General features: G+C 70.7%; 13 protein-coding genes. 7 read left to right on the forward strand and 6 right to left on the reverse strand.

Translation table 11 applies throughout. From position 1 onward, the window contains the following. Positions 1-2 precede the first annotated feature (2 nt). Positions 3-1,523 carry a tetratricopeptide repeat protein gene (locus ACTMVF_RS04595; protein ID WP_441269652.1) on the reverse strand — a complete coding sequence of 507 codons (1,521 nt, stop codon included), beginning with the start codon at positions 1,521-1,523 and terminating at the stop codon, positions 3-5. Positions 1,524-1,626: 103 nt separating this feature from the next. Between ACTMVF_RS04595 and ACTMVF_RS04600 the strand changes: the two genes are divergently transcribed. After that, on the forward strand, positions 1,627-3,033 hold the full coding sequence (locus ACTMVF_RS04600; RefSeq protein WP_441269653.1) for an FAD-binding oxidoreductase: 1,407 nt from the start codon (positions 1,627-1,629) through the stop codon (positions 3,031-3,033). 23 nt (positions 3,034-3,056) lie between these two features. On the opposite strand, the gene ACTMVF_RS04605 is transcribed toward ACTMVF_RS04600, so the two are convergent. Further along, positions 3,057-3,470 carry an SsgA family sporulation/cell division regulator gene (locus ACTMVF_RS04605; protein ID WP_441269654.1) on the reverse strand — a complete coding sequence of 138 codons (414 nt, stop codon included), beginning with the start codon at positions 3,468-3,470 and terminating at the stop codon, positions 3,057-3,059. A gap of 296 nt (positions 3,471-3,766) precedes the next feature. Here ACTMVF_RS04605 and ACTMVF_RS04610 point away from each other — a divergent pair, with 296 nt between their 5' ends. Continuing rightward, positions 3,767-5,341 carry an RDD family protein gene (locus tag ACTMVF_RS04610; RefSeq protein WP_441269655.1) on the forward strand — a complete coding sequence of 525 codons (1,575 nt, stop codon included), beginning with the start codon at positions 3,767-3,769 and terminating at the stop codon, positions 5,339-5,341. Positions 5,342-5,431: 90 nt separating this feature from the next. Next, positions 5,432-6,103 (forward strand): RDD family protein, encoded by a 672-nt coding sequence (locus ACTMVF_RS04615; RefSeq protein WP_441269656.1) that lies wholly within the window; start codon positions 5,432-5,434, stop codon positions 6,101-6,103. 27 nt (positions 6,104-6,130) lie between these two features. Here the strand turns inward: ACTMVF_RS04615 and ACTMVF_RS04620 are convergent, their stop codons facing one another. Next, positions 6,131-6,388 (reverse strand): hypothetical protein, encoded by a 258-nt coding sequence (locus tag ACTMVF_RS04620; protein ID WP_441269657.1) that lies wholly within the window; start codon positions 6,386-6,388, stop codon positions 6,131-6,133. A gap of 390 nt (positions 6,389-6,778) precedes the next feature. Here ACTMVF_RS04620 and ACTMVF_RS04625 point away from each other — a divergent pair, with 390 nt between their 5' ends. Together ACTMVF_RS04625 and ACTMVF_RS04630 are read left to right on the forward strand one after the other, a co-directional pair. Continuing rightward, on the forward strand, positions 6,779-9,127 hold the full coding sequence (locus ACTMVF_RS04625; protein WP_441269658.1) for an immune inhibitor A domain-containing protein: 2,349 nt from the start codon (positions 6,779-6,781) through the stop codon (positions 9,125-9,127). A 121-nt stretch (positions 9,128-9,248) separates the two neighbouring features. After that, positions 9,249-9,596: a hypothetical protein gene (locus tag ACTMVF_RS04630; protein ID WP_441269659.1), complete on the forward strand. Its 348-nt coding sequence runs from the start codon at positions 9,249-9,251 to the stop codon at positions 9,594-9,596. 117 nt (positions 9,597-9,713) lie between these two features. On the opposite strand, the gene ACTMVF_RS04635 is transcribed toward ACTMVF_RS04630, so the two are convergent. Then, positions 9,714-10,304, reverse strand: coding sequence for a nicotinamidase (locus tag ACTMVF_RS04635; protein WP_441269660.1), 591 nt, complete (start codon positions 10,302-10,304; stop codon positions 9,714-9,716). 138 nt (positions 10,305-10,442) lie between these two features. Beyond that, complete coding sequence (locus ACTMVF_RS04640; RefSeq protein ID WP_441269661.1) at positions 10,443-11,801, reverse strand: nicotinate phosphoribosyltransferase; 1,359 nt, start codon at positions 11,799-11,801, stop codon at positions 10,443-10,445. A 109-nt stretch (positions 11,802-11,910) separates the two neighbouring features. Here ACTMVF_RS04640 and clpS point away from each other — a divergent pair, with 109 nt between their 5' ends. Beyond that, positions 11,911-12,228, forward strand: a complete 318-nt coding sequence (gene clpS / locus ACTMVF_RS04645) for an ATP-dependent Clp protease adapter ClpS (RefSeq protein WP_024885384.1) — start codon at positions 11,911-11,913, stop codon at positions 12,226-12,228. Between the two features lie 41 nt (positions 12,229-12,269). Continuing rightward, the gene (locus tag ACTMVF_RS04650; RefSeq protein WP_441269662.1) at positions 12,270-12,878 is read left to right on the forward strand and encodes a DUF2017 domain-containing protein; all 609 of its coding nucleotides are present in this window, start codon (positions 12,270-12,272) and stop codon (positions 12,876-12,878) included. 108 nt (positions 12,879-12,986) lie between these two features. Here the strand turns inward: ACTMVF_RS04650 and ACTMVF_RS04655 are convergent, their stop codons facing one another. Beyond that, on the reverse strand, positions 12,987-13,331 hold the full coding sequence (locus ACTMVF_RS04655) for a hypothetical protein (protein WP_441269663.1): 345 nt from the start codon (positions 13,329-13,331) through the stop codon (positions 12,987-12,989). Positions 13,332-13,438: the final 107 nt, after the last annotated feature.

Here is a 13,438-nt window from a genome sequence, read left to right on the forward strand (position 1 = left end):
GCTCACCCCCGCCGCGGCTTCGCGTCCATCTCCGGTACGTCCTCCACCGACGGCTCGCCCAACTCCTCCAACGCCGCCTCGGCCAGCGGCACCCGGGTCGGAGAGAAGTGCGGATTGATCCGCAGCGCCTCCTGCAGATGCCGCCGCGCGGGCCCCGTCAGCTCCAGTTCCCGCTCGATCATCCCCCGGTGATAGGCGTACAGCGCACTGCGCACCCCACCCCCACGCGCCTTGTCGGTCGCGATCCTGGCGAACTTCAGGGCCTGCTTGTGCTCTCCGGACCGGTGCAGCGCCCACCCCAGCGCGTCGGCCACCGCGATACCGGGCTGGCGCCGCCACTCGGTCCGCAGCCGCCGTACGGCGGACGACGCGGCGCCGTGGTCCGCCTCGAAGAGGCCCAGCACCAGTTCCTCGTCCACGCCGCCCGCCGCGGCCCGCGCCGCCCGCTCCCGCAGCAGGTCGTACTGCACCCCCGCCGCCTGCCCCAGTCCCAGCGACTCGTACAACTCGCCCAGTTCCAGGGCGTACTCGGGACGCGGCTGCTTGGCGAGCGCCACCCGGTAGGCGTTCAGCGCCTCCGTCGTGCGGCCCAGCGCCGCCAGCGTCCGCCCCTGCCCGGCGAGCGCGGCCCGCTGGTCGGGGTCGAGGCGGACCGCCTCCTGGAAGTGCCGCAGCGCCACCTCCAGGTCGCCGCGCTCCCAGGCGAGTTGACCGGTGCGTTCGAGATACGCCGCCCGCTCGGCCGGTGCCTCGGCGGCCGCCGCCGCGTCGGACAGGGCCGCCGCCGCGTCCTCACGGTGACCCCGGTCCCGGTAGACGGCCGCCGCCCGCGCCTGCACCGCCGGCCCCGAGCGCAGCTTCAGCAGCCGGTCAAGGGTCCGCTTGGCCGCCTTGTGCTCGCCCAGCCCCGTGTACGCGTCGATCAGCTGCGGATACGTCGTCCATCGCTTCCGGTCCACCTGAAGCGCCGCCTCGCCCCAGGTCAGCGCCGCCCGGAAGTCCCGCCGCGCGTTCGCCAGCGCCGCCATGCCGTCCAGCGCCTCGGCGTTCTTCGCCCGCAGCCTCAGCGACGTACGCAGCGCCTTCTCGGCCTTCGGGTAGTTCACCGGCTCCGCGGTCCGCCGCCCCTGCTCCACATAGGCCGCGCCCAGCACCGCCCACGACTTCGCGTCCTTGGGATGCGTCCGCACCCGGGCCTCGCGCTCGTCGATCAGCACCGCAAGATCGGGCAGCGCGGCCGGCACGCCCGTGGTGACCGCGGTGAGCGCCTGCGCCCCCGGCGCCGGTGGAGCGGGCTCCCGCGTCCCGGTCGTCCCCCACGGCAGCAGCGCCAGCACGCCACCGAGCACGGCACACCCCGCCACCGCGGCGATCAGCACCCGTCGCCGGACGCGCGGGCGGTCCGGCGCGGGCCGGTCCTTCCCAGCGGCGTCGTTCTCGTTCTTCGCGGCGTCGTTTTCCGAGGTGGTGCTCTCCGTGGCGGCGTTCTCCGTGGCGCTGTTCTCGGTGGCGCTGTTCTCCATGGCGATCACTGTGCGTGAAACCTTGCGTCAATACGACGACCACACCCGTCCGGCGGCAGCTGCCGCATGCGGGGTTCACACCGATGGCCCCGGGTGCCACGCTGTGATCATGAGCCGTACCGAAGCCGCACCCGACCAGGCCCGGGGTGACCTCACCGAGCGGCTGCTCGCGGGTCTGCCTGCCGAGGCCGTCCTCACCGACCCCGACATCACGGCCTCCTACGCCAACGACATGGCCAGCTTCTGCCCGGCCGGCGCCCCCGCCGTGGTCGTGCTGCCGCGCACCGTCGAAGAGGTCCAGCACGTCATGCGCACCGCCACCGAGCTGCGCGTCCCGGTCGTCCCGCAGGGCGCCCGCACGGGCCTGTCGGGCGGGGCCAACGCCTCCGACGGCTGCATCGTGCTGTCCCTGACCAAGATGGACCGCATCCTGGAGATCAACCCGGTCGACCGGATCGCCGTCGTCGAGCCCGGCGTCATCAACGCCGCCCTCTCCCGCGCGGTGGGCGAACACGGCCTGTACTACCCGCCGGACCCCTCCAGCTGGGAGATGTGCACGATCGGCGGCAACATCGGCACCGCCTCGGGCGGCCTGTGCTGCGTGAAGTACGGGGTGACGGCCGAGTACGTCCTCGGCCTGGACGTCGTCCTCGCCGACGGACGCCTGATGTCCACGGGCCGCCGTACGGCCAAGGGCGTCGCGGGATACGACCTGACCCGCCTCTTCGTCGGCTCCGAGGGCTCGCTCGGCATCGTCGTACGGGCCGTCCTGGCGCTCAAGCCGCAGCCGCCGCAGCAGCTGGTCCTCGCCGCCGAGTTCGCGTCCGCGGCCGCCGCCTGCGACGCGGTGTGCCGGATCATGGCCGGCGGGCATGTCCCGTCACTGCTGGAACTGATGGACCGTACGACGGTCAAAGCGGTCAACGACATCGCGAACATGGGACTGCCGGAGACGACCGAGGCCCTCCTCCTGGCCGCCTTCGACACCCCGGACCCCGGCCCCGACCTCGCCGCCGTCGGCGCGCTGTGCGAGGCGGCCGGCGCCACCCAGGTGGTCCCCGCGGACGACGCGGCCGAGTCCGAACTCCTCCTCCAGGCAAGGCGGTTGTCCCTCACCGCGCTGGAGGCCGTGCGGGGGGTCACGATGATCGACGACGTGTGCGTGCCCCGATCCAGGCTCGGCGACCTCATCGAGGGCGTCGAGCGGATCGCCGAGAAGCACCAGCTCACCATCGGGGTCGTGGCGCACGCCGGCGACGGCAACACCCACCCGACCGTGTGCTTCGACGCCGCCGACCCCGACGAGTCCCGCCGCGCCCGCGAGTCCTTCGACGAGATCATGGCCCTCGGCCTGGAACTCGGCGGCACCATCACCGGCGAGCATGGCGTGGGCGTCCTGAAGAAGGAGTGGCTGGCGCGCGAGATCGGCCCGGTGGGGGTGGAGATGCAGCGCGGGATCAAACAGGTCTTCGACCCGCTGGGCATCCTGAACCCGGGCAAACTGTTCTGACCCGACCTTCCTGCCCGTACGGCTCACCGGGCGAGCAGCTGATCGAGCGCGTCGTCGATCCCCAGCTGCTCGCCCTCGGTCCCCGGCGGCACCACCCTGAGCGTCCGCTCCAGCCAGGCCGACACCTGCGCCGCCGGCGCCTCCAGTAGGGCGTCCCCGTCGGGCGAGCTCAGCCCCATGAGCACGACACCGCGGCCCTCGACCTTCGTCGGCCACACCCGCACATCCCCGTGCCCGCACGGCCGGAACACCCCCTCGACCAGCAGATCGCGGGAGAACGTCCAGTACACGGGTTGCTCGGAGTTGATGTGGAAGGTGACGTGGACGGCGTACGGATCGTCGCTGTGGTAGCTCAGCCGGGCCGGGACGGGGATGCTGCGCTCGGGCGACAGGATGAGCTTGAGCTCCAGTTCGCGCTCTACGACGGCGTGATGCATGGCGTGGGTGTCCTCTCTCGTGACCCGTGCGGGTCCTGTGGGCGGGCCCGTACGAGTGGAGAGCGAGGAGAGGGCCGAATCATTACGCGGGTTCGCGGAAGTTTTTTCCGGCCTGTTCCCGGGCCGGTTCCGTACATGTGCCGCATGACCCGGGGGGCCACCCCCGGACCCCCGGCCGACGTATGCACAAGCCTTCTCAAAAGTGTGGGTCCTACGGGACTGGCGGTGCTTGTTGCGCCGGTCTGATAGATGTGGAGGCCCCCAATAGACCCTCGAGCAGATACCGGACGACGGACATGAGCGCCCCAACCCCGGCCCCCGGTGACGACAGGCCCCGCGAAGGGTATTACCCGGACCCGTCCATTCCTGGATATGTCCGGTACTGGAACGGTGCCTCCTGGGTGCCGGGCACCAGCCGTCCGGCCCCGACCGACGGCGAACCGCTCAGCCCGCCACCGGGCGCGAACCCGGCCCAGCCCACCTCGGCCGCGGCCGCCCCGGGCGCCTCGGTCGAGGAGACGGGCCCGCACTTCTTCGACGAGGACCCGGCCCAGGAGCCCGCGCAGGCCGACGCCCAGCACGGCGGTCGCCCCGAGCCGGCGTCCGCCTGGGGCGCCGACTCCGCCCACCAGTCCGGCTTCGGCGGCGAGCAGGACCGCCGCGTCTCCTGGGGTGCGGGTGCCCAGCAGGGCGCCGACCCGAGGGACCCGGGCGCGGCGGACGGCGTCGCCTCCGTCCCGCCGGGCGAGCCGGACGCGGGTTCCAGGGGTGTCGCCTCCGGTGACACGTTCATGATCCGCAGGCCCGTGGCGGAGTCCGGGGGAGCGCCGTCCTCCGGCGCCTCGGGGCAGGCCACTCCCCATATCCCGAACCCCGCCGGCTCCGCGCCCGTCGACGGCACCATGGCCATCCGCGCGCTGTCCCCGCGCACGGGGCAGCAGGCCGGGGCGGCCGGGGCGCAGTCCGGGAGCACGGGCGCGTCCGCCGGCTCGGGCGCCGCACATCCGGATGCCCACCACCCCTCGGCGCCCGGCGCCCCGCAGGGTCCCGGCTTCGGCGCCGGGAAGGCCGCCGCCGAGCGCGCCGCGGGGGCCCAGGGACAGGCCCAGGCGGGCGCTCAGGCCGCGGCTGCCGCCCAGGCGCCCGGCGCCGCCCCCACGGCCCTCTCCGGCCCGCAGCAGGCCGCCCCGAGCGTTCCCCAGCAGGCCGGTCCCCAGTCCGCGGCCGCGGCGTCCGCCCCGCCCATGAGCTCCGGTGTCGGCGGCGGCCAGTCCTCCTGGGCGCAGCAGGTGCACCGGCTCGCGGGGCCGGCCGACGACGACCAGCCGGTCGCCCCCTGGAAGCCCCCGGTCGAGGACATCTTCCAGGCGGCCGCCAGGCGCCAGGCCGCCGCCCGCCCCGCCGGCCTCGGCAAGCGGCTGGCCGCGCGGCTGCTGGACACCGTCGTACTGGCCGCCGTCACCGCGGTGGCCGCCGTACCGCTCGGCACCCAGGCGCTCGACCACGTCAACGACAAGATCGACGAGGCCAAGCTGTCCGGCGAGACGGTGACCGTCTGGCTGCTGGACGGCACGACCTCCACGTACCTCGGCATCGTCCTGGCCGTCCTGCTCCTGTTCGGCGTCGTCTACGAGGTCGTGCCCACCATGAAGTGGGGCCGCACGCTGGGCAAGAAGGTGCTCGGTCTGGAGGTGCGGGACATCGAGGCCCACGAGCCCCCGACCTTCGGTCCCGCGCTGCGCCGCTGGCTCGTCTACAGCATCCCCGGCCTGCTCGGCATCGGCGTCGTCGGCGTGCTGTGGTGCTTGTTCGACCGGCCGTGGCACCAGTGCTGGCACGACAAGGCGGCGCGTACGTTCGTCGCGGGCTGACCGCATACGGCAATCGGCCCGGACGATTTACGTACTCCGGACGGCCCCGCGCCGGATGCGAAGCCGGCAGGTTCGCGGTCGACTCGGGCCATGAGCAGTGAACCGCCTCCCGGCTCCGGTCAGCAGCCCCCGGAAGACGACCCGTTCAGGAAGCAGCCCCCGCCGTCCGGGGGCTCGGGTTCGCCGTACGGCCAACAGCCCCCGTACGGCGGCCAGCCGCCACCCCCCTCCGGCGGCGGCCCCTACGGTGGTGGTCCCTATGGCGGGGACCCGTACGGCGGCGGCGGTCACCCCACCGACCCGCTCGCCGGGATGCCGCCGCTCGCCGACAGCGGCAAGCGCACGCTCGCGCGCATCATCGACATGATCCTGGTGGGCGTCGTGGTCTGGCTGCTCACCTGGGGATTCGGCGTCACCGAGTACGACGTGGACGCCGACGACGTGGAGTACAGCAAGTCCCTCGTGCAGTCGCTGGTCGCCGCCCTGCTCTTCATCGGCTACGACACCTTCATGACCGTCAGGACGGGGCAGACACTCGGCAAGAAGCTGCTGAACATGCGGGTGGCCAACCTCGACAACGGCGCCACGCCGCTGGTGCAGACCGCGCTGATCCGGGCGGCGGTGCTGTGGATCCCGTTCGCGTTCTGCTGCGCCTGTATCTGGACCGCGATCTGCGGCGGCTGGAGCTTCTTCGACCGGCCCTACAAGCAGGGCCTGCACGACAAGGCGGCGAAGACGGTGGTGGTCAGCACCAACACCTGAGGCGCGTCAGTGAACACCTGAGGCGCGTCAGGGGCGTGTCAGTACCGGTTCTTCGGTCTGTTCCCGTTCCGCGCCGACGGGCTTGCGCACCGCCACCACGCGGGGCTTCTTCGGCATGGGCACCGTCATGGCGACCAGCAGCCCGAGCAGGAGCGCCGAGACGGCGATGACCGCGATCCCCACACCCGAACTCGTCTGGGACAGCAGCAGCATGGCGAGCGTCGAGAAGATCACGGTGCACGAGCCGTAGGAGAGCTGTGCGGCAGTCGGACGAGGCATGATCATCGTGTCCTCGGAATCAGGGGTGCACGGGGGTCTCGGCCTGGCTTTCCGCCGACGTCCGGGCGTTCCGCCATCCGACTCTAACCGCGTGCATGCCCGAGTGGAACAAACCGTAAGCGTGACCTAACCAACAGTGCCGGTGCACAGGGGGCGCACGGAGTCATGTCGTCCATCAAGTGGACGGGGGCACGCGCCCGTTGACCAAAGTCGTTGTCCGTTAAATGAACATCGGCTCCGCATAGTGCAATTGAGGTGTGCAAGTCAAGGTCTGTCTTTTCTCCTTAACCTCTAGTCAAATGTCGTCACTTGACTACACGCGTTGATCAGGTGCGCGCGGAACCTCCATGACCGGGACCCTTCCCTCCGTGCGCCCGGACGCGGGGGAGGAAGCAAGTGACCAGCAGACCCTGGACGTTCAGAGCGGCGGCAACCGCCGTCGCGCTCGCGGCGGCCGCGGCGACGGGCTCGACCTACGCGGTGGCGCAGGCCGGCGAAGACACCTCGGCGGCATCCGTGGAGCGGCACGACCCGGCGGAGCACACTCACGCCGACCACGACCTGGAAGGCCCCCTGACCAAGACCCAGGAGGCTCAGCGCGAAGAAGCCCTGAACCAGGTCATATCCGGCAAGGCCAAGGTGAAGGAGCGCGCCGGCTCGCAGGTCGTCGAGCTCAAGAGCAAGAAGGGCGACAGCAAGTACGTCGAGCTGGGCCGCGAGAAGACCGACAAGATATTCACGATCCTGGTCGAGTTCGGCGACCAGATCAGCGAGTTCGGCGGCACGCCCGGCCCGGCCCACAACCAGATAGCCGAGCCCGACCGCGCCAAGGACAACTCGACGGCCTGGCAGGCGGACTACAACCAGAAGCACTACCAGGACCTCTACTTCGGCACCGGCAAGAACGCCGAGTCGATGAAGAAGTACTACGAGAAGCAGTCCTCGGGCCGCTACTCGATCGAGGGCGAGGTGTCCGACTGGGTCAAGGTCCCCTACAACGAGGCCCGTTACGGCAACAACGCCTGCGGCCAGACCAACTGCTCCAGCGTCTGGAACGTCGTCAGCGACGGCCTGAACGCGTGGGTCGCCCAGCAGAAGGCAGCTGGGCGGACCGATGCCGAGATCAAGGCGGACGTCGCGGAGTTCGACCAGTGGGACCGCTACGACTTCGACGGCGACGGCGACTTCAACGAGGCCGACGGCTACATCGACCACTTCCAGATCGTGCACGCCGGTGAGGACGAGTCCTCGGGCGGCGGCGCGCAGGGCACCGACGCGATCTGGGCCCACCGCTGGTACGCCTTCGGCACCGACACGGGTGCCACCGGCCCCGCGGGCAACAAGCTGGGCGGCGCGCAGATCGGCTCGACCGGCATCTGGGTCGGCGACTACACCGTCCAGCCGGAGAACGGCGGCCTGGGCGTCTTCGCCCACGAGTACGGTCACGACCTCGGTCTGCCGGACCACTACGACACCTCCGGCGGCGAGAACTCCACCGGCTTCTGGACCCTGATGTCCTCCGGTTCCTGGCTCGGCACGGGCAAGGGCGAGATCGGTGACCTGCCCGGCGACATGACCGCCTGGGACAAGCTCCAGCTGGGCTGGCTGAACTACGACCGGGCCAAGGCCGCGACGGTGTCCGAGCACAAGCTGGGCGTCGCCGCGTACAACACCCGGCACAAGCAGGCCCTCGTGGTCGAGCTGCCCAAGAAGAAGGTCACCACCGAGATCGTCGCCCCGGCCGAGGGTGCGAACCAGTGGTGGAGCGGCAGCGGCGACAACCTCGCCAACACGCTGACCCGTTCCGTGGACCTCACGGGCAAGTCGGCGGCCTCGCTGACCCTCGACGGCTGGTACGACATCGAGGCCGAGTACGACTACCTCTACACCGAGGTCTCCACCGACGGCGGCGCCAACTGGACCGCCGTCGACGGCACGGTCGATGGTGCGGCTCTCCCGAAGGACGCCAGCGGCAAGCCCGCGCTCACCGGCACCGTGGACGGCTACAAGAAGCTGGTCTTCCCGCTCGACGCCTACGCCGGCAAGAAGATCGACCTGCGCTTCCGCTACCAGACCGACGGCGGCGTGGCCCAGAAGGGCTTCGCGGCCGACCGGATCACCGTGACCGCCGACGGCACGGCCCTGTTCTCCGACAACGCCGAGAGCGCGGACGGCGCTTGGGCGACGAAGGGCTTCAAGCGCATCGGCGCGTCCATCACGGACGACTACGCGCAGTACTACATCGCCGAGAACCGTCAGTACGTGTCGTACGACAAGACCCTGAAGACCGGCCCGTACAACTACGGCTTCTCGCAGACCCGTCCGGACTGGGTGGAGCACTACGCGTACCAGAACGGCCTGTTGATCTGGAAGTGGGACACCTCCCAGGCGGACAACAACACCAGCCAGCACCCCGGTGTCGGCCTGGTCCTGCCGGTCGACTCCCACCCGACCGCGCTGAAGTGGTCCGACGGCACGCTGATGCGCAACCGCATCCAGTCCTACGACTCGCCGTTCAGCCGGTTCCGCACGGACGGCATGACGCTGCACAACGCGGACGTCGCGACGAAGATCCCGTCGAGTGCGGGGGTGCCGGTCTTCAATGACCACACCCACACGTACTACGACGCCGCGACCCCGACCGCGGGCGTCAAGATCACTGACACCAACACCAAGATCAAGATCATCAAGGAGGCCAAGGACGGCTCGACGATCACGGTCGAGGTCGGCGCTGCGGTGAAGTAAACGGCATCTTCGCAGGTCAGAGCATGATCGGCGGCAGCCCCCTGGCGGGTTGCCGCCGATCGTGTTTAGGTGCACCCTGTGCTTCTCTTATTGACACCGACTCGCACGGGGGTGTGACCGCATGGCCGCAGGAGGTTTCTGCAAGCTGCCGACCGGCAGCGTGGTGGTGGCGCTGAACCTGCCCAGACCCACCGCCGACGGCACGGGCTGCGTCCGTGTCCTCGTCCACGCCCACAACCGCGCCCGAGCCCTGACCAGGCTCCGCAACCTGGGCATGCGGGCCGTCTACCTGCGCGGCAACGCCGCCCCACCGACCCCCGACGAGATCACTGCGGTCCTGCACCACCCGGACGGCCTGATATGGCGTACGGCACCTGACAACGGTGTCGGCACGGGCGGTCCCGAACTCGCCCAGGAACTGTGGCACCCGATCAGGGCGCTGCTGAGACGCCCGGCGGCAACGCCCTAAAGGGGCGCGGGGCTGTATCGATATGCGGCTACCGCCGCGTGGGCGCGACCAGCCACGACGCGCCCGCAGCCGCCCAACGACCCATCACGGCACCCCCGCGGAGCGCTTGGCGGAGCGCTAGGCCACGACCGGCTTCCCGGACAGCTCGACCCCCGCCTCGCGCATCTCCTCCAGCGCCCGCTCGGTGGTCTCCGTGGCCACCCCCGCGGTCAGATCCAACAGCACGTGGGTACGGAAGCCCTCCCTCGCGGCATCCAAAGCGGTAGCGCGTACGCAGTGGTCCGTGGCGATCCCCACCACGTCCACCTCCGAGACCTCCCTGGCCCGCAGCCAGTCAGCCAGCCTCACCCCGTTCTCGTCGGCCCCCTCGAACCCGCTGTACGCCGCCGCGTACGCCCCCTTGTCGAACACGGCGTCGACCGCGCCGGAGGCGACGGCCGGGGCGAAGTTCGGGTGGAAGCCGACGCCCTCGGTGCCGGCGACGCAGTGCGCGGGCCAGGAGTGGGCGAAGTCGGGGTTCGTGGAGAAGTGGCCGCCGGGTGCGATGTGGTGGTCGCGGGTGGCCACGACGTGCTGGTAGCCGGACCCGCCCGCCTGCCCGATCAGCTCGGTGACGGCGGCGGCCACGTCGGCACCGCCGGGCACCGCGAGGCTGCCTCCCTCGCAGAAGTCGTTCTGCACATCTACGACGATCAAGGCGCGACGCATGGGAGGTGTCCTTCGGTTATGGACGCTGAGGTCGGGACGGTGAAAATCGGTGCTGGCCCGGCCGTGAACTTCCGAGCCTAGAGACTTCGGGTGCCGCGCGGGAGGGGGCATGGAGTGAGCACGCCGGGCGCGCTCACTTCACGCCCCCGTACGGCTCCCCGCGCGCCCATTGACATACTCCGTCGGAATGACGGCTTCCCCGCGCGAGAGCTGGGTCGCGGACAGCGGCAGATTCGCGCGAGCGGCCGTGTGCCGGTCCCGTACGACGTCCAACGGCTCCCGGGCCACCACGTCACCGCCCTTGACCAGCTCGACCAGCAGCTGCCGGTCGGTGAGCCCGTCCGGCACCTGCCCCGTGCCGACGACCTCGGCCTCCGCGACGCCGTATTCGTCGAGGCGCCGCGCGGCCCACTTGCGGCCGCCGATGGAGGTCTTGCCGCCGCTCGACTTCTTCGCCACAGGGATCAGCGGGGCTCCGGGGTCGGCCGACTCGGCGCGGGCGACCAGCTTGTAGACCATCGAGCAGGTCGGATGCCCGGACCCGGTCACCAGCTGGGTGCCGACGCCGTACGCGTCCACCGGCGCCGCCGCCAGCGAGGCGATGGCGTACTCGTCCAGGTCCGAGGTCACGATGATCTTCGTGCTCGTCGCGCCCAGCTCGTCCAGCTGCTGCCGGACCCGGTGCGCGACCAGTAGCAGGTCGCCCGAGTCGATCCGGACGGCGCCCAGCTCGGGTCCGGCGACCTCCACGGCCGTCCGGACCGCCTCGGCGACGTCGTAGGTGTCCACGAGCAGCGTGGTGCCGCGGCCCATGGAGTTCACCTGGGCCTGGAAGGCGTCCCGCTCGCGGTCGTGCAGCAGGGTGAAGGCGTGGGCGCTGGTGCCGACGGTGGGGATGCCGTAACGGAAGCCGGCGGCCAGGTCCGAGGTGGAGGTGAAGCCGCCGACGTAGGCGGCGCGCGATGCGGCCACGGCGGCCAGTTCGTGCGTGCGCCGGGCGCCCATCTCGATGATCGGGCGGTCACCGGCGGCCGACGCCATGCGGGAGGCGGCCGCGGCGATCGCGGAGTCGTGGTTGAGGATGGACAGGATCACCGTCTCCAGCAGCACGCACTCGGCGAAGGTGCCCTCCACCCGCATGATCGGCGAGCCCGGGAAGTAGACCTCGCCCTCGGGGTAGCCCCAGATGTCGCCGGAGAAGCGGTAGGCCGCGAGCCACGCCAGGGTCTCCTCGTCGACTATCTTGCGCTCGCGCAGGAAGCCGAGGACGGCGGCGTCGAAGCGGAAGTTCTCGACGGCGTCCAGTACGCGGCCGGTGCCGGCCACGACGCCGTAGCGCCGCCCCTCGGGCAGCCGCCGGGTGAAGACCTCGAACACGCTCCGCCGCTCGGCGGTGCCCGCCTTCAAGGCGGCCTGCAGCATCGTGAACTCGTACTGATCCGTGAAGAGCGCCGTCGAGGGAACGTCCACCGGCAGCCCAAGGTCCGCTGTGTTCATGACGGTAGATGCTACCCCCATTTCGTCAGTCTGACGATTTATGGGGTGGAGGTCACAACGGGCGCGCCTGCGCAGCCCGTTTGTGCGACCACCCCCCTCGGGTGGCAGCATGGGCTCTGTGACGTCACCCGCTCCCCTAGAGATCGAACGAACCGAGTCGGCGGAGGAGGTCTTCGCCGTCCCCGAGCCGGACGTCCCCTGGGTCACGATCGTCCACAACGACCCGGTCAACCTCATGAGCTATGTGACCTACGTCTTCCAGTCGTACTTCGGCTACAGCAAGGACAAGGCCACCAAGCTCATGCTCGATGTCCACCACAAGGGCCGGGCGGTCGTCTCCAGCGGTACGCGCGAGGAGATGGAACGCGATGTGCAGGCCATGCACGGCTACGGTCTGTGGGCCACCCTCCAGCACGACCGCAAGTGACCCGTTCGCCCGCGCAGGACCGGAAGTAGCGAATCGCCTCCATGCCAGGAACCTTCGAACCGCTCCCCGGCGGCGGCGCGGCCGTCGCCCTCGATGACGTCGAGATCTCCATCATCCGGTCGCTGGCCGTCCAGCTCCTGGAGCTCATCGGTCCCGGCCCCGCCGAGGACGCCTCCGACGACCCGCTCGCGGAGCTGTTCGCCGAGGGCCCGAGCGAACCGCCCGCCGACCCGGTCCTCAAGCGTCTCTTCCCGGACGCCTACAGCGACCCGGAGTCGAACCCAGGCCCCGAGGAGGCCGAGGAGCAGCGGGCGTACTCCTCGGAATTCCGCCGCTACACCGAGAACGACCTGCGCGCCGGCAAGCGGGACAACGCGCTCGCGGTGGTCCGCTCCCTGGACGAGCTCAGCTCCGCCTCCGCCGGTGAGGGCGGCGCGGTGCTCAAGCTCTCCCCGGAGGGGTCCCAGCAGTGGCTCGGCGCCCTCAACGACCTGCGCCTGGCCATCGGCTCCCGCCTGGAGATCACCGCCGAGGACGACACCGACCTGCTCTACCGGCTCCCGGACGAGGACCCGCGCAAGCCGATGGTGATGGCGTATCTGTGGCTGGGCGGGCTCCAGGAGACGCTGGTGGCCACCCTTATGCCGTGAAGTCCTGATGCCCTGGACTGCCTGAGCCTCCGCGGCTGATCGTCTTGCGGCACGGACAGTGGGCCCTGCCATCCATTGGCAGGGCCCACTGACGGTCGTTCGGCTCGCTCAGTTCAGCAGCGCGGTGATGCAGCCGGTCGCCCCCGCACCCACGGCCTGCTTGGCGACCTTGCTCGCCAGGTCCTTGTTGACCCTGCCGACGACCAGCGAGATCGCGGCCGCGACCGACGCGTTGACGAGGCACTTCTTCGACTTCTTGCTCATCTTGAGCCCGCCGACCAGCAACTCGCAGGACTCCTTGTCGCCGTAGTGGCACTTGCTGGCGGCGATGTCCTGCCAGGTGTCGATCCTCGGCGTCCGCTGCGCCGGGCTGTGCTGCGGCTGGGCCACGGCCGGTGCGGCCCCCAGTGCCAGCGAGCCGAGCACGGCGACGGAGACGATCTTGAGCTTCATGGCGTTCCCCTTACGTGGTGCATGGTGCGGGCCCGCGGTGATGGTCGGTCACCGCTGGTCAGCGGCCCGCGCCCAGCACGCTAGGAGCGTTGGCATGTGCAAGGCCA

The organism is Streptomyces sp. SD31, assembly GCF_052068475.1.
GTDB lineage: Bacteria > Actinomycetota > Actinomycetes > Streptomycetales > Streptomycetaceae > Streptomyces.

What these genes read in the sequence shown, in the direction of transcription:
- ACTMVF_RS04595 (WP_441269652.1), bottom strand. Translation starts at nt 1,523, where the DNA reads ATGGAGAACAGCGCCACCGAGAACAGCGCCACGGAGAACGCCGCCACG.
- ACTMVF_RS04605 (WP_441269654.1), bottom strand. Translation starts at nt 3,470, where the DNA reads ATGCATCACGCCGTCGTAGAGCGCGAACTGGAGCTCAAGCTCATCCTG.
- ACTMVF_RS04610 (WP_441269655.1), top strand. Translation starts at nt 3,767, where the DNA reads ATGAGCGCCCCAACCCCGGCCCCCGGTGACGACAGGCCCCGCGAAGGG.
- ACTMVF_RS04615 (WP_441269656.1), top strand. Translation starts at nt 5,432, where the DNA reads ATGAGCAGTGAACCGCCTCCCGGCTCCGGTCAGCAGCCCCCGGAAGAC.
- ACTMVF_RS04620 (WP_441269657.1), bottom strand. Translation starts at nt 6,388, where the DNA reads ATGATCATGCCTCGTCCGACTGCCGCACAGCTCTCCTACGGCTCGTGC.
- ACTMVF_RS04630 (WP_441269659.1), top strand. Translation starts at nt 9,249, where the DNA reads ATGGCCGCAGGAGGTTTCTGCAAGCTGCCGACCGGCAGCGTGGTGGTG.
- ACTMVF_RS04635 (WP_441269660.1), bottom strand. Translation starts at nt 10,304, where the DNA reads ATGCGTCGCGCCTTGATCGTCGTAGATGTGCAGAACGACTTCTGCGAG.
- ACTMVF_RS04640 (WP_441269661.1), bottom strand. Translation starts at nt 11,801, where the DNA reads ATGAACACAGCGGACCTTGGGCTGCCGGTGGACGTTCCCTCGACGGCG.
- clpS (WP_024885384.1), top strand. Translation starts at nt 11,911, where the DNA reads ATGGGCTCTGTGACGTCACCCGCTCCCCTAGAGATCGAACGAACCGAG.
- ACTMVF_RS04650 (WP_441269662.1), top strand. Translation starts at nt 12,270, where the DNA reads ATGCCAGGAACCTTCGAACCGCTCCCCGGCGGCGGCGCGGCCGTCGCC.
- ACTMVF_RS04655 (WP_441269663.1), bottom strand. Translation starts at nt 13,331, where the DNA reads ATGAAGCTCAAGATCGTCTCCGTCGCCGTGCTCGGCTCGCTGGCACTG.